20 protein-coding genes and 2 pseudogenes are annotated in these 20,674 nt (G+C 54.9%); 13 read left to right on the forward strand and 9 right to left on the reverse strand.

Annotation, left to right across the window (positions count from 1 at the left end):
• Both IT084_RS13715 and cooS read right to left on the reverse strand, forming a co-directional pair.
• Window positions 1-295, reverse strand: a pseudogene (locus IT084_RS13715) (CO dehydrogenase/CO-methylating acetyl-CoA synthase complex subunit beta); the annotation flags it as partial.
• A 27-nt stretch (window positions 296-322) separates the two neighbouring features.
• Complete coding sequence (gene cooS, locus IT084_RS13720; protein ID WP_195713468.1) at window positions 323-2,344, reverse strand: anaerobic carbon-monoxide dehydrogenase catalytic subunit; 2,022 nt, start codon at window positions 2,342-2,344, stop codon at window positions 323-325.
• A gap of 316 nt (window positions 2,345-2,660) precedes the next feature.
• On the opposite strand from cooS, the gene mtaB reads away from it, so the two are divergent.
• Window positions 2,661-4,088, forward strand: a complete 1,428-nt coding sequence (gene mtaB, locus IT084_RS13725; RefSeq protein ID WP_195713469.1) for a tRNA (N(6)-L-threonylcarbamoyladenosine(37)-C(2))-methylthiotransferase MtaB — start codon at window positions 2,661-2,663, stop codon at window positions 4,086-4,088.
• 66 nt (window positions 4,089-4,154) lie between these two features.
• A complete protein-coding gene (locus IT084_RS13730; protein WP_195713470.1) occupies window positions 4,155-4,505 on the forward strand; it encodes a hypothetical protein in 351 nt (116 codons plus the stop codon).
• Between the two features lie 67 nt (window positions 4,506-4,572).
• Here IT084_RS13730 and yyaC read toward each other — a convergent pair whose 3' ends face one another.
• Window positions 4,573-5,172: a spore protease YyaC gene (gene yyaC, locus IT084_RS13735; protein ID WP_195713471.1), complete on the reverse strand. Its 600-nt coding sequence runs from the start codon at window positions 5,170-5,172 to the stop codon at window positions 4,573-4,575.
• A 281-nt stretch (window positions 5,173-5,453) separates the two neighbouring features.
• On the opposite strand from yyaC, the gene IT084_RS13740 reads away from it, so the two are divergent.
• Window positions 5,454-5,735 carry a DUF503 domain-containing protein gene (locus IT084_RS13740; RefSeq protein ID WP_195713472.1) on the forward strand — a complete coding sequence of 94 codons (282 nt, stop codon included), beginning with the start codon at window positions 5,454-5,456 and terminating at the stop codon, window positions 5,733-5,735.
• A gap of 169 nt (window positions 5,736-5,904) precedes the next feature.
• Here IT084_RS13740 and IT084_RS13745 read toward each other — a convergent pair whose 3' ends face one another.
• A complete protein-coding gene (locus tag IT084_RS13745; protein ID WP_195713473.1) occupies window positions 5,905-6,807 on the reverse strand; it encodes a DMT family transporter in 903 nt (300 codons plus the stop codon).
• A 267-nt stretch (window positions 6,808-7,074) separates the two neighbouring features.
• Here IT084_RS13745 and IT084_RS13750 point away from each other — a divergent pair, with 267 nt between their 5' ends.
• The 3 genes and pseudogenes from IT084_RS13750 to IT084_RS13760 all read left to right on the forward strand — a co-directional run bounded on the left by IT084_RS13750 (window position 7,075) and on the right by IT084_RS13760 (window position 9,193).
• Window positions 7,075-7,917, forward strand: coding sequence for a basic amino acid ABC transporter substrate-binding protein (locus IT084_RS13750; protein WP_195713474.1), 843 nt, complete (start codon window positions 7,075-7,077; stop codon window positions 7,915-7,917).
• A gap of 80 nt (window positions 7,918-7,997) precedes the next feature.
• Window positions 7,998-8,478: pseudogene (locus tag IT084_RS13755) on the forward strand (amino acid ABC transporter permease).
• Window positions 8,471-9,193, forward strand: coding sequence for an amino acid ABC transporter ATP-binding protein (locus IT084_RS13760; protein WP_195713475.1), 723 nt, complete (start codon window positions 8,471-8,473; stop codon window positions 9,191-9,193). Before IT084_RS13755 ends, IT084_RS13760 begins: the two are co-directional and overlap by 8 nt.
• A gap of 130 nt (window positions 9,194-9,323) precedes the next feature.
• Here IT084_RS13760 and IT084_RS13765 read toward each other — a convergent pair whose 3' ends face one another.
• Window positions 9,324-9,947 carry a GNAT family N-acetyltransferase gene (locus IT084_RS13765; RefSeq protein WP_195713476.1) on the reverse strand — a complete coding sequence of 208 codons (624 nt, stop codon included), beginning with the start codon at window positions 9,945-9,947 and terminating at the stop codon, window positions 9,324-9,326.
• 148 nt (window positions 9,948-10,095) lie between these two features.
• Complete coding sequence (locus tag IT084_RS13770) at window positions 10,096-10,473, reverse strand: hypothetical protein (RefSeq protein ID WP_195713477.1); 378 nt, start codon at window positions 10,471-10,473, stop codon at window positions 10,096-10,098.
• Between the two features lie 518 nt (window positions 10,474-10,991).
• Between IT084_RS13770 and IT084_RS13775 the strand changes: the two genes are divergently transcribed.
• On the forward strand, window positions 10,992-11,837 hold the full coding sequence (locus IT084_RS13775; RefSeq protein WP_313885488.1) for a YkgJ family cysteine cluster protein: 846 nt from the start codon (window positions 10,992-10,994) through the stop codon (window positions 11,835-11,837).
• Between the two features lie 3 nt (window positions 11,838-11,840).
• Here the strand turns inward: IT084_RS13775 and IT084_RS13780 are convergent, their stop codons facing one another.
• Window positions 11,841-12,953, reverse strand: coding sequence for a hypothetical protein (locus IT084_RS13780; RefSeq protein ID WP_195713479.1), 1,113 nt, complete (start codon window positions 12,951-12,953; stop codon window positions 11,841-11,843).
• A 184-nt stretch (window positions 12,954-13,137) separates the two neighbouring features.
• On the opposite strand from IT084_RS13780, the gene IT084_RS13785 reads away from it, so the two are divergent.
• A complete protein-coding gene (locus tag IT084_RS13785) occupies window positions 13,138-13,461 on the forward strand; it encodes a MoaD/ThiS family protein (RefSeq protein ID WP_195713480.1) in 324 nt (107 codons plus the stop codon).
• Window positions 13,462-13,482: 21 nt separating this feature from the next.
• Here IT084_RS13785 and hemZ read toward each other — a convergent pair whose 3' ends face one another.
• Entirely contained in the window at window positions 13,483-14,964 is a 1,482-nt protein-coding gene (gene hemZ / locus IT084_RS13790; protein ID WP_195713481.1) for a coproporphyrinogen dehydrogenase HemZ, read from the reverse strand.
• Between the two features lie 199 nt (window positions 14,965-15,163).
• Here hemZ and IT084_RS13795 point away from each other — a divergent pair, with 199 nt between their 5' ends.
• The 3 genes from IT084_RS13795 to IT084_RS13805 all read left to right on the forward strand — a co-directional run bounded on the left by IT084_RS13795 (window position 15,164) and on the right by IT084_RS13805 (window position 18,609).
• Window positions 15,164-15,343, forward strand: a complete 180-nt coding sequence (locus IT084_RS13795; protein WP_195713482.1) for a hypothetical protein — start codon at window positions 15,164-15,166, stop codon at window positions 15,341-15,343.
• Window positions 15,344-15,354: 11 nt separating this feature from the next.
• On the forward strand, window positions 15,355-16,590 hold the full coding sequence (glp, locus tag IT084_RS13800) for a gephyrin-like molybdotransferase Glp (RefSeq protein ID WP_195713483.1): 1,236 nt from the start codon (window positions 15,355-15,357) through the stop codon (window positions 16,588-16,590).
• Window positions 16,591-16,680: 90 nt separating this feature from the next.
• Window positions 16,681-18,609 carry a molybdopterin biosynthesis protein gene (locus IT084_RS13805; RefSeq protein WP_195713484.1) on the forward strand — a complete coding sequence of 643 codons (1,929 nt, stop codon included), beginning with the start codon at window positions 16,681-16,683 and terminating at the stop codon, window positions 18,607-18,609.
• A 74-nt stretch (window positions 18,610-18,683) separates the two neighbouring features.
• On the opposite strand, the gene fdhD is transcribed toward IT084_RS13805, so the two are convergent.
• The gene (fdhD, locus tag IT084_RS13810; RefSeq protein ID WP_195713485.1) at window positions 18,684-19,475 is read right to left on the reverse strand and encodes a formate dehydrogenase accessory sulfurtransferase FdhD; all 792 of its coding nucleotides are present in this window, start codon (window positions 19,473-19,475) and stop codon (window positions 18,684-18,686) included.
• Between the two features lie 134 nt (window positions 19,476-19,609).
• Here fdhD and IT084_RS13815 point away from each other — a divergent pair, with 134 nt between their 5' ends.
• Entirely contained in the window at window positions 19,610-20,095 is a 486-nt protein-coding gene (locus IT084_RS13815) for a molybdenum cofactor biosynthesis protein B (protein ID WP_195713519.1), read from the forward strand.
• Between the two features lie 286 nt (window positions 20,096-20,381).
• A complete protein-coding gene (gene groES, locus IT084_RS13820; RefSeq protein ID WP_195713486.1) occupies window positions 20,382-20,666 on the forward strand; it encodes a co-chaperone GroES in 285 nt (94 codons plus the stop codon).
• Window positions 20,667-20,674: the final 8 nt, after the last annotated feature.

The following is a 20,674-nucleotide window of genomic DNA, read 5'->3' on the forward strand; positions in this document are numbered from 1 at the left end:
AGGTTTTCTCTTCCTTGACGGCATTGCGGGCGCGGTTCAATACCGGCACCATGTCGCCCAGGGTCTTAATCTCTTCGCCGCTCAAGCAGCGGATGACCGGCAGGTAGTAGGCGGTGTCGGGGTAGCCTACGGGGTGGTTCTTGCCGTACCTGCGGATGGCCTGGTTCAGCAGTATTTCCGCGTAGCTCAGGGCGGTGATGGTTCCTTCGTAGGCTTCCTTGAACAGTTTCTTGGGCTCCCGGCCCGGTTCTATGGCGCCTTCGAAAATTTGATCAAAGTTGATCTGTTCGGTCAAGATTTTTCCCTCCCTTCCTCCGGTGGTTTACCAGTTCTGGCACAGCGCGGTTTCCAGGTCTTCGGCCACCCGGCGATGTACACCCAGTTTCCAGGTCCTGTATTCCAGGGCATTCAGCAATTTTTGAATGGCTGTATCAATGTCCGGTTCCAGGATGAAGTAGCCGCCGAAGACGTCTCCGGCAATCTGGGTGAGGATGCTGTAAATCAGGTCGCAGCCCTCAACCGGGGGCATGGTGCCGACATGGGTGGGCAGTCCGATGGTCACGGCCCATGTGCCGATACTGGTGGCCTTGCCGCTCATAGCTTCCGGGGCGGAGGCGACAAACGGCACTTTGGGGGTATCCACGCCGAGGTCGTCCGCCATCAGCATCAGCAGTTCGGCCGCCCGGGAGTTGTCTACGCAGGAACCGATATGGAACACCGGAGGCAGGCCGTACTTGAGGTTGGCCTTTTCGCTGATCCGCCGGTAGAATTTTTTCAATCCCTCGCCGCAGTATTCGTCCACCATGGCGGGGTCCATCAGGCCCATCTTGGCGCAGGCCTGGGCGTTGCAGCCTGTGGAAATTACGAAGACGTCGTTTTTCAGCATGGCCTTGGTGATTTCCAGGTGAGCCTGGTCCTGGAAGGTTTTCAGGTTATTGCAACCCGCCATTAGGATGACGCCTTTCAGCTCGCCGCTTAAAATGGCGTCGTTGAGCACTCGCACGGGGTTGTCCGGGTTGACGGTTTTGAACAGTTCGAAAATGGCTTCCAGGCTCCAGCCTGCCACCACCTTGTTCTTGACGTTGGGGATGTGCACCGGTCGGTTGCCGCGTTCCTTGTAGGCGGCAATGGCCTCGCGGATGACTTCCCTGGCGTTTTCCATGGCCGTTGCTTCCTGGTAGTCGATGTGCATGGTGCCGGGATTCTTGACGATGTCGGAAGTGGTGATCAGCCTGGTCCCGAAGCACTGGGCCACGGTATTCAGGGCAGGCATGATGCACTGCACGTCCACCACCATGCAGTCCACGGCGCCGGTGCAGATGGCCAGTTCCTGGGATGAGAAGGAAGTGACGATGGGTACGCCCTGGCGCATAAGCACTTCGTTGCCGGTGCAGCAGATGCCGGACAACTGGATGCCCTCGGCGCCGGCTGCTTTGGCTTCGCCTTCCAGCTCGCGGGCTGCGGCGACGATCATTTCGCTGAGCAGCGGGTTATGGCCATGCAGGATGATGTTGACCTTTTTGGGATCGAGCACTCCCATGTTGGCCTCACTGGCCACGGGCTGGGGGGTGCCGAAGATAATGTCGGACAGGTCGGTGGCGATCCACTTGCCGGCCAGGTCGGCCAGGCCGACGCGCACCGCGCTGAAGACCAGGTTGACGGGGTCATTGTCCATGCCCACATGGGCCTGGGTGACCAGGTCGGAAATGGTGGCATGGATACCGTGGGGCATGACATAGTGACTTCTATATTTCTCATTTCGGTCTTTAGTGACCATTTTAGTGATCCAGGTGGCTTCTCCCTCGCCCTTCAAGCGCTTGAAGTCTTCCAGGGCCAGTTCCGACAGCTCCCTGGCCAGGGTGTTATTGTCCTTGCCCTCGGTGTCAATGCCTACTTTCTTGCAGATTCGACGGAGTTTGTCGGGGTCTTTGATGGAGTAATCCGGTGCGTGGCCCTCGGAAACCATGTGCAGTACGTGGGCGATATGGTTGCCGTGCTGGGCGTGGGATGCGCAGCCGGTAAGAATCATCAGGCCGACGCTGCGGGCCACAATGGTCCAGGCGTTGGCGCCGCAAATACCCCTGCTGGCCGGTCCTTCGTCGGCTTTGATCCGGCAGGGGCCCATCATGCAGAAACGGCAGCAGATGCCCTTGTAACCGAACTGACACTGCGGCTGCTGGGCCAGCACCCGGTCAAAGGCGGTGGTTACGCCCTGTTCTTTGGCCACATCAATCATTTCCAGGACCGCGGGGTCAACCGAACGCTTAACGTTTTTGGGATCGATCACCCGGGGTGTTTTGGCGGATGGCCGGCAGGTCAGGTTTGGGTCTCTAAACCTTGGCATTAATTCGACCTCCTCAATTAATCAAATCTCATTTCCTGGTTGATCAACCGTTGTTTTTGGGGCATCACCTGCCTTATTTCCGGGTTAAAAAGATAACATGGCCAAGAATAATATCTTAAACTAATATACTAAATAATTACTATTATGATCAAATGTCTAAAACAAAGCAAAGAGAAGAAAACATGGCATCTTTTGTGGACAATCGTTCTAAACTGGATTTTTAAACATAATTTCATATCTTTCATATACTGGTTGCGGGAGCCATTGGCCTCGCTCCGTACTTTTGCGATAGATTAAAAACCTTGCCGGCCCATTGTTGAACAGGCGCAAAAATGGCATAATTATAAGGTACTCGATCATTTTTCAAAAGGGGTGTTTTTCGCTGGTTCCGCAAGCTGGTGAAAGCGGCAACGGGGAGCTGACCTTCAAGGTGATCACTTTTGGCTGCCCCGTCAACCAGTACGAAAGCGCGGCCATCGAATCGGCCATGTTGGAGCGGGGTTTTGTCAAAGCAAAGGGGCGGGCGCGCATCAATATTATTAACAGCTGCGTGGTTACAGGCGCCGCCGCTGCCGAGGCCCGGCGGGTGGCCAGGAAAATAAAACGGGACGACCCGCGGGCGCTGGTGGTGCTGTGCGGGTGTTATCCCCAGGTATATTACCGGGAACTACAACAAGAGCTGCCCGAAGTTGACATCATCACCGGCACCAGGGGCCGGTCGGCTCTGCCCGGGATTATCAGCCGTTATTTGAAAGATGAGGGAAGCGCACCTGAGGTGCTGGTTCAGGAGCACGGTAAAAACGGCGGTTTTGAAGAAATGCCGCCGGTGTCCGAATACGGCCGGGCCAGGCCGGTGGTCAAGATCCAGGAAGGCTGCAATGAATTTTGCACCTATTGCATTGTCAGGCAGGCCCGGGGAAAATCCAGGAGTTTGCCGGCGGCAAAGGTCCTGGATCAGGTGCGGCGGTTGCTGGAGGCCGGGTACAGGGAGATTGTGCTGGCGGGAAACCAGCTTGGCTTATACGGGTACGACTTGGGGGATCACGACCTGCCGTGGCTGATCGAGGAAATCAGCAATTTGCCCTACGATTTTCGCATCAGGTTAAATTACGTGGAGCCGGTGAATGTGACCGGGCGGCTTTTGGAAGTAGTGGCCGGCAATCCCAGGGTGTGCGATCACCTGTATATTCCCGTGCAAAGCTGTTCCGACCGGGTCTTGAAAAGGATGGGCAGGAGATACCGGGCGGCGGATTTTGCGGCAATCGTTAACCGGGCCAGGGAACTGGCCCCGGGCATTTCCATTTGGACCGATCTGATCGTAGGCTTTCCGGGGGAGGAAGAATCTGACCACGTGACCACCATGGAGATAATCCGGTCCCTGGAGTTGGCCCACCTGCACGTGTTTCCGTACTCGCCGCGGCCCGGTACGCCGGCGGCCCGGCTGGCGGACAGCGTACGCCCCGATGTGAAAAGGCGGCGGGCTGAAGAAATGCAGGAGCTGGACCGGCAGCTGGTATACAATTATAACCGGTCCATGCTGGGCAAAGAATTGAGGGTGCTGGTGGAAAAAGTGGAACTTGACGGGACTGACTGTTTCGGCGAGGGATACGCCGGCAACTACGTCAGGGTTAAAACGCTGCTGAAAAACAATTTGCCGGGCGGGGATCAACCCGGGGGGCATTTCGTGACGGTCATGGTGGATGCTGCGCACCCCCATGGGGTGGTTGGCAGGCAAATTTTATAAAATTGACTTATGTCACCGGGAATTGTAAAATAGTGATAAAAATCACATTTATTGCGGGTGGGATCCATGTTAAATAAAGTGTGTATTTTGTATAAAGACCACCTCCGCCTGACGTTGCTCGTGGCCGGGGGGGAGGCCAGAAAAACTTATATCTACTGGTTTAAGAAGCCCCCGGTGGAGATGAGGGATTACGAAAGCTTTGAAGGAAAGTGGGTGGAGGGAAGCGTAGACGAACCTGTAATTATGCTGGATAATTCCCCGTACGGCGGCGAAAAGATCAACCTGGCGCCGTACATCAATGATATCGAGGTGATTTACCAGGTTATCGCGGTTTCAAAATCGGGCAAATTAAGCTGGAAAAACGTTACGGAACAGGAATTTGACGAATTCATGAAAAGTTTGGATTATCAACTATAGACTTAAGGCGGTCGAAGGATGTGTTGACTTGCTGTAATATGCACGTTATATTCCGGTTGGTAGTGGTTTAGATCAATTTGCCGGTTCCGGGAAGCGGCCGGCCGCATGGATTGATGGATGAACATTTAGGCGCGCGCAGTTTGTTTCTTCTGTACGCAACAATGTTAATGGCCCGGGCCAACAAGTTGGAAGCTTGCCAAACCTTGTTTAAACTGGCGCAGCCCAGTACCCAAAAATTGGCAATTCCGTAAGGCGCTACGTTGAATACCACGGATGCATCCCCCACGGGCGGAAGTTTTCTGTCAAAAGCGGCGCCGGGCCGGACCGGCCCGTCAATAAAACTCAAAGTACCGACCTTTTTATAATGCCCCATGGTAGCGTCGATGGCTACGATGAAGTGTTCTTTGGGTAATTGCTGTAAACAGGCTTCAAGGTTTTTGGCGTGCACCGTGGCGTCCAGCGTGCCCACCACGTTTTGAAAGCCTGTTCTTTTTAACAGCGTTCCCGTCAGGGGCCCAAAACAGTCCCCGGTGCTGAGGTCGGAACCGATGCACAGGTATGTTGTTTCAACTTCGGGCCCCGGTAATATTCGCTCCAGGCAGGATACCGCTTTAATCAGGCCGTACCGGTCCGCAAAATGAACCTCGTTTGTAAATTCCTTATCCATAACAACCCCGCGTTTAAAACATTGATAGTTGGATATTACCAGATTTGCCGGTTTATACATAGTATGCGCAGGTAGTAAAAATGAACCAATTTATGAACGCATGCGGAGTTTAAATCATACTTCGGGATGAAAAAAGAGGATGTTACCTTGAATGGCATTGCCGGGATGATATACCTGCTAGAACAGTGTGTGCGGCAGTTCGGTGTATATTGCTCCGCCGGCGTTAATATGTTATTTTAACTGTGAAAAGCGCTGTTTTCTTTGGATAAGGGGGGAATACCATGGTGGTGGGAGTGTTGACCCTGGAACTTTTTCTGGGGGAGGCCGATTCGCTCAAGGGGAAGCGTAAAGTGTTGAAGAGCCTGCTGGAAAGGCTGAAACATCGCTTTAATATATCCGTGGCGGAAGTCGGCCGGCAGGATAGTTGGAAATATTCCACGGTTGGCATTTCCGCCGTCAGCGGCGACATGTCCCACATGGATCAAATACTTAGCACGGTGGTGCGTTTTGTGGAAAATCATAACGGGGTGGAGATAATCAATTTGCAGAAGGAGGTATATTAGGGCGCATCTGGAGTAACATTGCAAATAGAAAGGAGCGAAACCACCGGAGTGCCCTATAGACAACCATGCCGCGCCGGATCGCCGGATGCAAGTACCGGGTACTATTTTTCAAAAAATAGTATAAAAAGCCGGAAGGTGAATAAATATCCCTGCCGGCTAAATTTTTTGTTTATGATATTTCCGCGTTGAGGCTTTCCGGCGTTTCGGCACTGCCTTTTAGTTCCGCCACCAGCATTCCGGCCAAAATCAACGCGCACCCGGCAACCTGCGATAAAGTCAGGATTTCCCGCCCCAGAACGTGGGCGGTGACGGCTGCGAACACGGGCTCCATAGTAAAAATAATGGCGGTGTGGGTGGGCGAGGTATAGCGCTGCACCTTGTTTTGGATCAAAAAGGCCAGGGAGGTGGCGGGTATGGCCGTGATCAGAAATGCCACCCACACCGGGGTGGTCAAGTGCCCGGGCATTTTTTCCAATCCCAGGGCAAACAGGAAACTAACGGCGGAAACGGTGGCAATTTGGATGATGGCCAGCAAAACCGGGTCATGGTACCAGGCATAGCGGCCAACCATGATAATATGCAACCCGTAACAAACGGCGCATAGAAAAATGAGCAAATCCCCCGGGTTGATGCTGAACCTGCCGCCCTGCAGGGTCAGCAGCCCGAGGCCCAGCGTGGCGCAGGCAACGCCGGCCAGCACGTAAAAACCCTGCAGGCGGCGATAAATTGCGGCAGTCAAAAAAGGTACCAGCACCACGGCCAGCCCGGTGATAAAACCCGCCGTGGCCGGGCCGGTGTACTGTAGTCCCACCGTTTGAAACGCGTACCCGCCGAACAGGAACAGGCCGATAAAGGCGCCTGCCTGCAACGTGGCGCGGTTTAACCCCGCCAGGTGGCGCCAGTAAACAGCGGCCAGAAAGAGCAAGGCCAGCAGGAAACGCAGGGTGACAAAATAAAAAGGCCCGATGCCCGAAAGGGCGTCTTTTACCACCACAAAGGTAAGCCCCCAGGAAAAAGCGACAAATAACAGGGCCAGGTCGGCCTTAACCTGTCTTTTTTTAACCGCATCCATTGAAAATTTCCCTTCCGGTTACGCTCGTAATTGTGCGTGATGTACGAACGCTGTAATTGTCCCACGGGACGCCATCCTTGTCAAGCAGTGGAAAGGAAGATTAAATGGTATCGACGTAGTTCCGCCGAAAGTAAATTTAAATTGAAAATTTAGCAGGATTTTGGCGCCTGTAAGCGAGTTTCTACAATTCATTGAGATTCCAAAAGGATGTGCCGCAGGGAGGATTAGTGCTGTTTTAATCATGTAGATTTTTGATTAAAAGGAGGAATGGTTTTGAAAAAGTGGTTTAACATTGGTCTTGTGTTACTGACGGTCCTGGCATTCATGGTCGTGGTGGCCGGCTGCGGCGGCGGCGACCAGGCCAAAGAAACCGCCGGCGGGAGCGAACAGCAACAGGCTGCGGATGCGCCTCAAAAGCTGGTTTTCGGGTCGAATACGTCCTACGCGCCCTTTGAATTCTATAACGACAACGGTGAATTGGAAGGGTTTGATGTTGATTTAATCAAGGCGATCAATGAAGTGGCCAATGTGGATATTGAAATTAAAACATACGATTTTAAAGGCCTGATCCCGGCTTTGGAAACGGCCAGTATTGACGGCGCCATTTCGGCCATGACCATTACCGACGACCGGAAAAAGAAAGTGGATTTCTCCGTTCCCTACTACCTTTCCGAACAGAGCGTGGCCGTGCGCTCCAATAATGAAACCATCAAGGGTTTTGACGACCTGGAAGGCAAGAAGATCGGCGTGCAGACCGGCACAACCGGTGAGATTGAGGCCAACAAAGTGCCCAATGCCGAAGCAATCTCTTACGATACCATTGACGGCGCGTTCATGGACCTCAACAACGGGGCCATAGAAGCGGTTGTATGCGACTATCCCGTTGTCGCCTATTATATTAATCAGGGCAACAAAGGCGTGAAGATCGTTGGTGACATGACCACCAGTGAACACTATGGAATTGCCGTTCCCAAGCAAAAGCCCGAAGTGTTGAAGATGATCAACGACGCCCTGGCCACGCTGAAAGAAAACGGCAAGTATGCCGAAATTTATAAAAAATGGTTTGGCGTTGAACCTCCCGATTACCTCCCCGGTGAACCCCAGAGCTAGCACATGTTAACCAAATACCGGTCAGGAAATATGCGTAATGCCCCGGGTATTTACGCATATTTCCTGTGACGGTTGAGAGGGTGAAATTATTGGAAACAGCCATTCAGAGCCTCCCAAGGTTACTGGACGGGGCGCTCCTGACACTGTTGATTACAATAGGATCGGTAGCCATCGGCTGTGTACTCGGCCTGATCGCCGGGCTTTCCCGCCTTTCCGGGAACCGGGTATTGCGTATCCTGGCCACCGCTTATGTTGATTTCTTCCGCGGCACGCTCTCTTGGTATGACACACGCGCAAGCCATGCGGTACATCATCCTGCCCCAGGCGTTCAAAAGGGTTATTCCGCCCCTGGGAAATGAGTTCATTGCGATGCTCAAGGATACGTCCCTGCTTTCCGTTATCGGCATTATTGAATTAACCAAGAGCGGCATGCTGATTGTCGCCCGGACTTATGAAGCGTTTGCCATCTATATTACGGTTGCACTTTTCTATCTGGTCATAACCTTTAGCCTTTCACGCTATATTGATTACCTGGAGAGGAGGCTGAAAACCGGTGATTGAGGTAAGAAAGCTGTATAAAAATTTTGGCAAGTTGGAAGTGCTGAAGGATATCAATTGCCGGGTCGCCCTTCAGGAAGTGGTTTGCGTGATCGGGCCCAGCGGTTCGGGCAAAAGCACCTTTTTGCGCTGTTTAAATTTACTGGAACAACCGACTTCCGGGGAAATTTACATTGACGGGGTCAATTTGCTGGGAAAGGACACCAATATCAACAAGGTGCGCCAGGATGTGGGGATGGTGTTTCAGCGGTTTAACCTGTTCCCCCACAAGACGGCGCTGGAAAACGTTTCCCTGGCGCCGATGAAGGTTAGAAATCTCTCCCGGGAAGAGGCGGAAAAAATCGCCCGGGATCTGCTGAACAAGGTGGGCCTGTCGGACAAGGCCGGCGTTTACCCGGACCAGCTTTCCGGCGGTCAGCAACAGCGGGTGGCCATCGCCAGGGCGCTGGCCATGCGGCCGAAGGTGATGCTTTTTGACGAGCCCACTTCCGCCCTTGACCCCGAAATGGTGGGGGAAGTGCTGGCGGTGATGAAGGACCTGGCCCGGGAGGGCATGACCATGGTGGTGGTTACCCACGAGATGGGCTTTGCCCGCGAGGTTGGCGACCGGGTAATTTTTATGGATGAAGGGCGCCTGGTGGAGGAGGGTACACCGGAACAGGTTTTCGGCAACCCCCGTAACGAGCGTACTAGGGCATTCCTCAGCAAGATTTTATGAATAATGGAATAAAGTAGCAAAGGGGCGCGCTAAGAGAACAGATTTAAGCGCGCTTTTCTTGCTGGAAGCAATATAAAACCCCTCCATAGGGAGAGGTTGCCGGTTAAGTGCCTTAATAAACACTATATCGCTATAAAAAGTTAATGGCAGCACCGAATCGCTGGAATTTCAAACTTTCAAAAAGAGCCACGTCACTGGTGGACACGTTTTTACCGATGCGGGTCATTAACACGTTGGCCGGGTGCTCGATAATATCGGGGTCGTCGGTGGGAGTGCGTTCCATTCCCACGGATCCGAAAAGGTCCGTTAGAACCCGCTGGTAGGCCCAGATATCCAGCTTGGTGTTTCGGGTATCCCAGTGCCAGCACATTTCCATGGTGATGACGATATAGTCTTCAAAAACGGGGTTGCTAAAGCTTACTTGTAAAATTTTCTGGGCAATGCCGCACCTGCGCCAATCGGCGCTAATTTCTATCCCGCCCAGTTCCAGCACCTTTGGGTGTTTAATCCAGCGGGAACATTCATCGGGCGGGTGGAAAGTGACATAGCCCACTATTTCCTTCTCATGCCGGGCGATATACATCATCCCTTTCGGCATGTTTGCGATCATTATGAGTGCCTCTTTTTGCTTGTCCGGAGGGCGGAAGTTGGTCAGCTTTTCGTTCATTTCCAGTTTTGCCAGGTAATCACCGGGGCATGGACCTTCGATATGCACAACCCCTTTGGGTGTTTGGTGGGCAACCCGTTGCATCATGAACAAACATCACCTGCCGGTCCGAAATACGTGTTGTTGCCGTTTAACCCGGTTTTTTAACCGTTAAATTATTATAACTGCCGTTCAGCGTAATTTGCAATGGCTGGAAAACAAGTGTTTATATTAAAAATATTCAGTTCACGTTTTGCTATACCCAGTACTCGTAAAACCTGAGTTTCAGTTCTTTAAGTCTGATCGGCCGGGTGGAGATTTTATTCAATATCTTGGCGGCTGTGTCAAGGGCATAAACGCTTACCCCGATGCTCCGGGGATCAATTTCATCCAGGTCGAGTTCGTGGCCACCCCGGCCCGCCGAGCGAATTCGGCCCCACAGGCTTGGTAAAATGACGCCGACGTAAGGCCTGTCCACCGGCACCAGGATTACTTCGTAAACCTTTTTACGAACTCCTTCGAATTCGAATTCTTCTTTCATCACCGGATCCACCTTGGACTCATAATTATCCCAGTCGATAATATCGTCATAAACGAGCAGGCCAACACCGAAATGTCTTACCATTCCTACCATAGCCGGTCTCCTTTAATTTGTTTTATGTAATTGTAGCACACCCGGGGTGTTGTTTCTATAGAAGCTTTGTGAAAACCAGTTATAGTTTCCGCTGTTTTACGCGCGATCATTTACCTGGTTATTAAAAATTCGGCTTTTTTCCCGCTGAAAAAGACGCGGCTGATCAATTTCTGAACCTGGCAGGGTGCCGCGACTTGATTGGCAAGCTGGCCGGCATGGTGGGAAAAGACCGGACGGAACCGTCATAGCCCCGGAGCTTGACCCTGAAAGGGCGAAAAGTATTGCTCCAGTAAGGTTTTGCAAGCGTTAACAAGCAGTAACTTTAGCCACTACGAAGATAATTGCGAAGTGAGCGATTGATGCCACCGGATCGCCAGATACAAGTATAGGTTTTTGCGAAATTATTGGTGCCGCGTTGGTTGAAACGGATATTTTATGATTTTGCAAACAGTATGTCAACGAATGTGATAAAATAAGATGTAAAATTTTATAGCCTGCTGAATAAGGAGATGACAACCGTGGCTGATATAAAACCGTACGATCGGGCGGTTGCCCTTGGCGAAACGCCGGTGGCCTGTGATAATACCCTATACCGACGCCCGACGCCCGGCGACCGGCGACCAATTCAGGGCAGGCATACCGAGTTTGCAGGGGATCAAAAGTTCAGGTTCCTGTGCCATGAAAAACTGGAGTGTTTTAACCGCTGTTGCAGAGACATCAACATTTTTCTCTCCCCTTACGATGTTTTACGCTTGAGTAGAAAGCTGGGATTGAGTACCGAAGCGTTCCTGGAACGGTACACGGTCAGGCTGCAGCCCGGGGCGGCGCGGTTTCCCGTGCTTATAATCAAAATGAGGGATGACGCTGACCTCGTATGCCCCTTCGTCACCGGCCGGGGGTGTTCGGTATACGATGAGCGGCCCTGGTCTTGCCGCATGGCCCCGGTGGAAATCAGGGGCGAGAACAGGTACGGTTTCGCGTTTGATAGCGACCATTGCCACGGCTTGCTTGAAGACAGGGAGTGGACCGTGGCCGAATGGATGAAAAGCCAGGGCAACGAAAATTACGCGCAGTTGGAGCTGGGTTTCGATCAAATCCCCCAAAAACTTAAATTTACCGGTTTGCCCGCTTTGGACCGGCATATCCGGGACATGTTTTTTATGGCCTGTTACAATTTGGACAGGTTTCGCCGGTACGTCTTTGAAGGCGGCTTTTTTATGCGGGCTTTTGAAGTGCCGCGAAGCACGGCTGAAAAAATAAGGCATGACGATATTGCACTGTTGCAATTCGGTATTAACTGGCTGATCAACGATTTCGAACTGCGCAAATCCATGGAAATCAGGGACGAGGTGTTCGGGCGTTGAAGTTTATATGCTTTTTAGCGAAATGATCATTTTGCCGTCGCCTGTTACCAGCCTGGTTACTTTAAATTGAGATAAATTTTTAGCAATATCCCAGGACAAATGATTGCTGGTTGAGATATAATTTAAAACGTCGCCTTCCAGCGTGTAATCGTCAACGACAAAGCTGCCGGGCACAAAGATTATTTCCCTGCCTTCCGGCGCTATTTGAAAGTCACCTTTTACGGCAAAGGGAGTTCCCGTGTGCAGGGTTTTTCCTGAAATCGTTGTTTCGCCCGGCTTGATGCCGATACTGACTGTCCCGGTGAATTTGTTTTTTGTTTTCGAGATGGCACTGTTGATGGTTGTTTCCGAAAGCTCAACTTGCAACCCCTGCAGGCCCAAATTGACCCGGTCGGGCCTAAATGCGTCAGGCGGCAACGAGCTCAGTAACTCCAACGCTGAGACAATCGTGGAGTTTACTTCGGACCACCGATCCGCCATCAATGTTAACCGTGCTTCGAGGTCTGCGGATTGCTTTCTTAAACCGGCCAGAAATTGCGTGCGCTCGGCCTTGGCATTTTGCAGCCGGGCCAGGGTTGCGGCAATTTTAGCCCGGTCCGCTATAATTGATTCTTTAATCCGGTTGAGATTGTTTAAGCATGATTCCTTTTGGTTTTTCAGGGCAACGGCGTCGCTGATGATTTTCGCGTACCGTTCCACTAGGATTGACAGCAGAAAGGACCGGTATAGCAGGTCACTGAAATCCCCGGCGGACACCAGAGCGCCTATAAAACCTGTAAATCCGAAGCGATAAGCAAATGAAATGACTGGTCCCAATTTCCGGCGCTGTTCCTTTAATTTCTTTTCGGCCCGGGCCAGTTCTTGCCCCGCCTGTTTCGCCCGGCGGAGGTTTTCCTCCAGCTTCCGCTCCAGCTGTTGTTTTTCCCGGGCTGCGGCGTCAATTCGCAAGTTCAAGGTGATCAGTTCGGCGAGAATTTCCTTTTCTCTTGCTTGCAAATGTTCCCGGTCCTGGTACGCCGGTGCATCGCGGGCGCAAATTAATGGGCCGGACCCAAGTACGAATACAAAAACTAGCAGCAGGATCAGGCTCGCCGGCTGCTTCCGGGGATGGGCCATGAGTTTCACTCCACCATGGTATTTTAATGATATAATTTTATTCTGTTCCGGCTGTGTTTTTCCTTCCAGCGCGATATTACATTGTGGCCGGTGGTCGGGATGATTGCCATTGCTTTCGGCTATGTTATAATGTTGCCATGGAAACACTAACTTTGGCTTGTACTGCGGCAAATGGGGTGATCGATTGGCGGCGCAAAACGGCGAAGTGGAAGTCAGGGCATTTTCTTTTCTTAAACTGGAATTTGATCGACGCGGGTGGCCTTTTCCAATGACGGTGAAGCTTGAAAGGGAATGCACCGCCCTGGAGCTGGCGGAAAAGCTGGAATTGCCCCGGGATAAAATAGAGGCGGTGTTCATTAACGGTATTGCCGGGCCGCTTGACCGCGTTGTGCGCCCCGGCGACCGGGTAGCCTTCGTGCCTCCGGGCACTCCGGGGCCGTACCGCGTTATCCTGGGCATGGTGAATCCCTCCGGCGGCAAGGGGCCGGAGGAACCACGTAAAAAGTGATTAACCCATTGCCAGCGGGGACTAGGCCCGGTTCAGGGCGGCAATACCCCGTTTTTTCTTTTGGATGATCTCTTCCAGGCGCTCCACGTAAAGCCGGGGGTCTTTGGGGTTATAACGGTTGTACAGCATTCCGCCGGGCATGACATATTTGGATCCTGCCCCCGCGCCCAGCCCGATGATGGAGTGCCTTTCCTCCATGATCATGATGTTGTACAAGCATTCCCGCCCGGGCAGCGCGTATCCGATATTCTCCAGGTTGCCCAGCATATTCTTCTGGCGGTACATGTAGTAGGGCACCATGCCCATCAGTCCGGCCCGGCGGCGGGCTTCCTCCAGCATGGCGCCGGTGCTCCCGGGGGAAGGCAGCGGGTATTGGTCTATTTCCCGGCTCAGCCGGGCGGCCCTTTTCACCGCCAGCGTGTGCACACTAAGGTTTTCGGGCCGCAGCGCCGCAATTCTCCCCAGGGTGTCCCGCATGTCGCCCGCAGTTTCTCCGGGCAGCCCGGCGATGATGTCCATGTTGATGGTCTCCAGGCCGGCAGACCGGGCCCGCTCCATGGCGTCCATAACATCCCTGACGGTATGGTGGCGCCCGATGACCCGCAGGGTGCGCTCCTGCATGGTTTGGGGGTTGATGCTGAGCCTTGTCGCTCCGGCGGCGCGGATAATGTCAATTACCTCCGCGGACAGGGTTTCCGGGCGCCCCCCCTCCACGGTGAGTTCACGGTCCGCTGTAACGGGCAGGTTTTGGTTCAATGCTTCCAGTACCGCGGCCAGTTGGGCGGGTTCCAGGCACGTGGGGGTGCCGCCGCCCAAATAAATGCAGCGCACGTTCAAAGACGCGGCTTTTACGGCCTCGCCGACCGCTTTGATTTCCTGCAGCAGCGCGTTCACATAGGGCGCAACCCAGTGCCGGTATTTTTCCCTGGGGTAGGCTGGAAACGAGCAGTACAGGCACCGGGAGGGGCAAAATGGAATGCCCGCGTAAACGCCGATTTCCCGGCTTGTGCCGGGGTGGGCGGGCAGAAAAGGGCGCTGGTGCAGGGCAATTTCCGTAATTAAAGCCGCCTTTTCGGGCGTAACGGCAAATTTTTCGGTTAAAGCCTTGATCACGCCTTCAGGCGCCAGCCCGCCGTCCATGATCCGGTGCACGACCTTGGTGGGGCGGATGCCGGTCATAATTCCCCAGGGGGTTGGGCACCCGGCTTTGACCCCTTCCAGCAGCCGGTATACCGCCAGCCGGGCCAGGCGCTTGCTCTCATTTTCCAGGTCGGAACCGGGGATGACCGGCTCCTTTTCCATGTGGGTCCGTTCCAGATTGGCGGATTGTATTCCGGCTGCGGCAAGTAAATAACCGTCACTTTGCTCCAGTGACAGGGTAATTTCAATATCGTGGCCGGCCCCGGGGGCGGCGGGCTTAATTTCGAACCCCCGGTAGAAAACCCTGATTATATCTTCGATGCCGGGGCGGCAGGCGTCGGGGGCGTTGATGCCGATAATCATTTTTATCACCGTTTTCAGTCGAGTATGACACTTAGCCTGATATCACTTTTACAAATATAAAGTAAACTTGGGTGTTGCACAATATACAAAAACAGGATATCTTAAAAGGGCAATATGTTTTTTTGAACAGAACGCCTGAATAATTTTTCAGATCAGGGTTTTTGGGAAAAATAAGCTTTAAATTGGGAGTGATGGTTGGATGACCAAGAGTACCGAAGAAATTAAAAACGCGGTGCTAAAAGCCGCCACGGACGGCAGGTTGAGCTGCACCGCGGCCAGGAAGCTGGCCGCCGAGCTGGGGGTGTCGCCGCGGGAAATCGGCCTGGCTGCGGACGAGCTGAAAATTAAAATTTTTGCCTGCGAACTGGGCTGTTTTTAGGGGGTGAACCAATGGCCGAACTATTTCAGGCCCGGACGGTAAGGGAGGCCCGGGAACTGCTGGGCACGCACCTCAAAGGGGGTTGCTCCGTGGAGTGGGTGCCGCTGTTGGAGGCGCTGGGCCGGCGGCTGGCGCAGGATGTTACGGCCGCGGACGCCGTACCGGGGTTTGACCGCTCCACCGTGGACGGTTTTGCGGTGCGGGCCCGGGACACTTTCGGCGCGTCGGAAAGCCTTCCGGCCTACCTTGACGTCACCGGCGAGGTGTTGATGGGCCGGGAGGCCGCGGGTCATCTCGGGACGGGACAGGCCTGGCGCATTCCCACCGGGGGTATGCTGCCGCCGGGCGCCGACGCGGTGGTGATGGTGGAATACACGGAAGAACTGGACGACCGGACCATTGGTGTGACCAGGCCGGTGGCGCCGGGCGACCACGTGGTGCGCGCGGGAGAAGACATCGCTCCCGGGGCGAAGGTGCTGCCGGCGGGGCACGTGCTACGCCCGCAGGACCTGGGGCTATTGTCCGCCGTTGGCCTGACCGGGGTGCCTGTGACGGCCCCGGTACGCGTTGGCATTATTTCCACCGGTGACGAGGTGGTGGAACCCCATTGCCGGCCCGCCCCGGGCCAGGTGCGGGACATCAATTCCTATGCACTGTACGGCCAGGCGGCCGCCGCCGGGGCCAGGCCCCGCCTTTACGGCATCGTACGGGATAATTTTGAACTTCTGCTGGCCAGACTCCGGCAGGCGCTGGAAGAGTGCGACCTGGTGCTGCTGTCGGGGGGCAGTTCGGTCGGGGTGCGGGACGTTGCCGCAAAAGTGCTGGATTCCCTGGGCTCGCCCGGCGTGTTGTTTCACGGCATATCCATCAAGCCGGGCAAGCCCACGGTGGGGGCGGTGGTGGACGGCAAGCCGGTATTCGGCCTGCCCGGCCACCCCGTGTCCGCCATGGTGGTATTCGAACTGCTGGTGACGCCGCTCTTGAAGTATGGCTCCTACGTGGACAACCAGCTTGAATTTCCCGTCCGGGCCCGCCTGGCCAGAAACATGCGCTCGGCTGCCGGCCGGGAAGATTATATCCGGGTGCGGCTCCGCCGGGAGGGGGCGGAAATAGTGGCCGACCCCGTACTGGGCAAGTCCGGGCTCATCAGCACCATGACCCGGGCCAACGGATTGGCGGTGATACCGGCGGAAAAGGAAGGAGTTGAAGTGGGAGAATACATTTGGTGCCAGGTGTTGAAAGGTTGAAAGTTGATCAATTTTCGGAATAAGTTTTGTGCCGGGTGTTGAAAGGTTGAAAGCTGCTTAACCTGGTAAAAGGTGGAATGGAGGAGATCGATGAAACGTAATGTCTACCTGGAGGATAAGCCGCTGGAGGAGGCGCTGGAGGAATATATGGCCCACCTGGCCCGGGTGGGGGCGCTGGCGCCCGGGGAAAGCGAGACGATTCCGGTGGAGGATGCCGTGGGCCGGGTAACGGCCGCGCCGGTGTACGCCCGGATTTCCTCGCCTCATTACCACGCCGCGGCCATGGACGGAGTGGCGGTGCGGGCCGCGGACACTTTCGGCGCGTCCGACGCCATTCCCAAAAGGTTGACCCTGGGGGCGCAGGCCGCCGTGGTGGATACCGGGGACCCTTTGCCCGAGGGCTGCGACGCCGTGATCATGATTGAAGACGTTCAGTTTATCGACGACCATGTCTTTGAAATTACCGCCGGGGCGGTGCCCTGGCAGCACGTGCGGGTGCTCGGTGAGGACGTGGTGGCCACGGAAATGATTGTGCCCGCCAACCACCGCCTGCGGCCCGTGGACCTGGGGGGCATCCTGGCCGGCGGCGTGACCGAGGTTGCGGTGCACCCCAAACCCCGGGTGGCGCTTTTGCCTACGGGAACAGAGCTGGTGCAGCCCGGCGCTGCGCTGAAGCCGGGCGATATCATCGAGTACAATACCAGGGTGCTGGGGGCGATGGTGGCGGAGTGGGGCGGCCTGCCCCTGCGCCGGGAAATCACAGCCGATGATTATGACGCGCTGAAGGCGCGGCTGCGGGAAGCACTGGCGGAATGTGAAGTGGTCCTGATCAATGCCGGTTCGTCGGCGGGCCGGGAGGACTTTACCACCCATCTTATCGGTGAGTTGGGCCGGGTGCTGACCCACGGTGTGGCCATCAAGCCGGGCAAGCCCGTGATTCTGGGTGAAGTTGAGGGTAAGCCCGTGGTGGGAGTGCCCGGCTACCCGGTTTCCGCGGTGCTGGCGGCGGAACTTTTTGTCAAACCCATCATTTACAGCAAGCTGGGGTCGGTGCCCCCGGCGAAGGAAAAAACCGAGGCCATTGTGTCCCGCAAGATCGTTTCACCCATGGGTACCGAGGAATTCGTGCGGGTCAAGCTGGGCCAGGTGGGGGAAAAAATCATCTGCACGCCCATATCCCGGGGTGCCGGGGTGATCATGTCCATGGTGCGGGCCGACGGCATGCTCCGGGTGCCCAGGCTGTCGGAGGGGTTCAACGCCGGGCAGGCGGTGCCGGTGGAGTTGATGCGCCCGCTGGAGGAGGTGCGGGAGACCACCGTAATCACCGGCAGCCACGATATCGCCCTGGACGTGCTGGCCAATCACCTGCGCAAAAAGTACCCCAATGCCACGCTGTCCTCGGCGCACGTGGGCAGCCTGGGGGGCCTGAGCGCCCTGAAAAGGGGGGAAGCGCACTGTGCCGGAACCCACCTGCTGGACGAGGAAACCGGCGATTACAACGTATCATACATAAAAAGGCTGTTGGCCGGCCGGCCCGTGGTACTGGTCAACCTGGTTTACCGGGAACAAGGGCTGATCGTGGCGCCCGGCAACCCGCATCATATTCGCGGGGTGGAAGACCTGGCGGCCAAGGGGCTTGGCTACATCAACAGGCAGCGGGGGGCCGGCACGCGGATTCTGTTCGACTTCAAGCTTAAGCAGCAGGGCATTGACCCGGGGGATATCCGGGGCTACGAGCGGGAGGAATACACCCATATGGCCGTGGCCGCGGCGGTGGCCTCCGGTTCCGCCGATGCGGGAATGGGCATCCGGGCCGCCGCCCTGGCGCTGGGTCTGGACTTTGTACCGGTGGTGGAGGAACGCTACGACCTCTGCATTCCGGGAGAATACTTCGACACGCCGTATATCCAAAGACTGCTGGAAATTATGACCGAGCCCGCCTTCCGGGAAGATGTGCGTGCCCTGGGCGGTTACGACCTGCGGGACTGCGGCACAATCATGTTCGACAGTCGGGGGTAGGAACCGCCGTTACCGGGCACATGGATTGCCCGCATGGTATTAAATAGTTCCCATGAACAAGGCCGTTTCAGACCTTAAATAATCCGCTCGCACCGGGTGTATACGTTCATCCGGTTTTCCCGGGCGAAGCCCACCACGGTAATGCCGAGCTGCTCGGCCAGTTCCAGGGCCAGGTCCGTGGGGGCGGAGCGGGACACAATCACCGGAACGCCCATTCTGGCTGTTTTGATCACGATTTCCGAGGATACCCGCCCGGAAAAGAACAGGATCTTGTCCCGGGCCGGTATCCCCTGCAGCAGGCACCAGCCGGCCAGCTTGTCTACGGTATTGTGCCGCCCCACGTCCTCAAAAAAGGCCAGAATATCATTGCCGTCGCTTAGAGCGGCCCCGTGGGCGCCTCCGGTGGCGGCAAACAGCACGGCCCGGCGCTCCGTTTCACCGCGCAGGGCGGTGATGGCGGCAGGGGAAATACGCAAGTTGGAAGCGACAGGCTCGATGTCGGCGTCGTTGATGAAATAGAAGGATGCTCTGCTTCGCCCGCAGCAGGAGGCGACATGGCGCCTGAGAAAGTTGGCCCCGGCCGGTGCCGGCTCGCGTGTTTCGACCCAGACGAGCCCGTCCGAAGCGCTGATGGAAAAACCGGCCACATCGCCGGGTTCGGTGATGATGCCCTCGGCAAAGAGAAAACCATAGCACAGTTCCTGCAGGTTGGTGGGCGAGCAAACCAGGGTGACCAATTCGGTATCGTTCAGGTACAGGGTTACGGCCGTTTCCCGGACTACCACGTCACGCTGCGTGACTCTCCCGGCGGCCGTTATTTTTTTCACAGTGACTGCTGTTTTATTTTTGTAGCTGTTATCCGTCAAGTTGCATTCCTCCCGGCGCTAACGTTAAAAATATTGTAACCTGCCGGGGTAACGGCTGCAAGAATAGCTACAAAGCAAGCGGTGCGGGGTACATGAAAACCAGTAGGTTGATCCATTACAGGAGGTGAAGTATGTTGTTCAAAGTGGCCATAGTAACCATGAGTGACAAGGGAGCCCGGGGGGAGCGGGAGGACCGCAGTGCCGGCGTAATCCGGGAACTGGTGGAACAACAGGGCTGGGTTGTGGCGGATTACCGGGTGATACCCGATGATTTTGATATCATCAAGGAAACGCTGATTGACCTGGTGGACCACGGCAGGCACGACCTTGTTTTAACCACGGGCGGCACCGGCCTGAGCCCCCGGGATAATACGCCCGAGGCCACACTGGCGGTGATTCAGCGGGAGGTGCCCGGCCTGGGCGAGGCCATGCGCCTGGAGAGCATGAAAAAAACCAACCGGGCCATGCTTTCCCGGGCGGTGGCGGGCATTCGCAACCGGACCCTGATTGTTAATCTGCCCGGCAGCCCCCGGGGAGCGCGGGAATGCCTGGAAGTTATTCTCCCGGCGTTGCCGCATGGCCTGGAGATTCTCACGGGGCGGGCCGGGGAATGCGGGTAAGGAAAAAATATACTTGCCATGTATAAAGGAAAATTTTTAGTGGGAAAATATTTCTAGAACATAAATAGGCGGTTTATGTAAAGCAAGAAAAATATAGAAAGAGAAATCAAAAGCTAAATCCATATAATTTGCTTTTTTAGACAAGATATAGCATATTTTTTTTGAAAAAGTGCTTGCTTTTGGTTTACTCGTTCTATATTATATTACTTGGATGTTAGCACTCGGTTAGGGTGAGTGCTAACAAAATTAAACCGCCAAATTATCCAAGTACCAAGGAGGGGTTTGTGTGATTAGACCATTAGGCGATCGGGTGGTTGTCAAACCACTGCCCAGCGAAGAGGTAACAAAAGGCGGTATCGTTTTACCTGATACGGCCAAGGAGAAGCCGCAGCAAGGCGAAGTTGTGGCCGTAGGTTCGGGCAGGCTGCTTGACAACGGTCAGCGCGTGCCCATTGACCTGAAGGTGGGGGACAAGATTCTGTTCTCCAAGTACGCAGGCAACGAAGTTAAAATTGATGATGTGGAATACCTGATTTTAAGGGAAATGGATATTCTCGGTGTTATTGAATAACCGGGACG

This window comes from Desulfallas sp. Bu1-1, assembly GCF_015594625.1.
GTDB lineage: Bacteria > Bacillota > Desulfotomaculia > Desulfotomaculales > Desulfallaceae > JADNRQ01.

Excerpts from the sequence above, each read along its gene's own strand:
- cooS (WP_195713468.1), bottom strand. The coding sequence starts at position 2,344 with ATGCCAAGGTTTAGAGACCCAAACCTGACCTGCCGGCCATCCGCCAAA.
- IT084_RS13730 (WP_195713470.1), top strand. The coding sequence starts at position 4,155 with ATGTTAAATAAAGTGTGTATTTTGTATAAAGACCACCTCCGCCTGACG.
- yyaC (WP_195713471.1), bottom strand. The coding sequence starts at position 5,172 with ATGGATAAGGAATTTACAAACGAGGTTCATTTTGCGGACCGGTACGGC.
- IT084_RS13740 (WP_195713472.1), top strand. The coding sequence starts at position 5,454 with ATGGTGGTGGGAGTGTTGACCCTGGAACTTTTTCTGGGGGAGGCCGAT.
- IT084_RS13745 (WP_195713473.1), bottom strand. The coding sequence starts at position 6,807 with ATGGATGCGGTTAAAAAAAGACAGGTTAAGGCCGACCTGGCCCTGTTA.
- IT084_RS13750 (WP_195713474.1), top strand. The coding sequence starts at position 7,075 with ATGGTTTTGAAAAAGTGGTTTAACATTGGTCTTGTGTTACTGACGGTC.
- IT084_RS13765 (WP_195713476.1), bottom strand. The coding sequence starts at position 9,947 with ATGATGCAACGGGTTGCCCACCAAACACCCAAAGGGGTTGTGCATATC.
- IT084_RS13770 (WP_195713477.1), bottom strand. The coding sequence starts at position 10,473 with ATGGTAGGAATGGTAAGACATTTCGGTGTTGGCCTGCTCGTTTATGAC.
- IT084_RS13780 (WP_195713479.1), bottom strand. The coding sequence starts at position 12,953 with ATGGCCCATCCCCGGAAGCAGCCGGCGAGCCTGATCCTGCTGCTAGTT.
- hemZ (WP_195713481.1), bottom strand. The coding sequence starts at position 14,964 with ATGATTATCGGCATCAACGCCCCCGACGCCTGCCGCCCCGGCATCGAA.
- IT084_RS13795 (WP_195713482.1), top strand. The coding sequence starts at position 15,164 with ATGACCAAGAGTACCGAAGAAATTAAAAACGCGGTGCTAAAAGCCGCC.
- glp (WP_195713483.1), top strand. The coding sequence starts at position 15,355 with ATGGCCGAACTATTTCAGGCCCGGACGGTAAGGGAGGCCCGGGAACTG.
- IT084_RS13805 (WP_195713484.1), top strand. The coding sequence starts at position 16,681 with ATGAAACGTAATGTCTACCTGGAGGATAAGCCGCTGGAGGAGGCGCTG.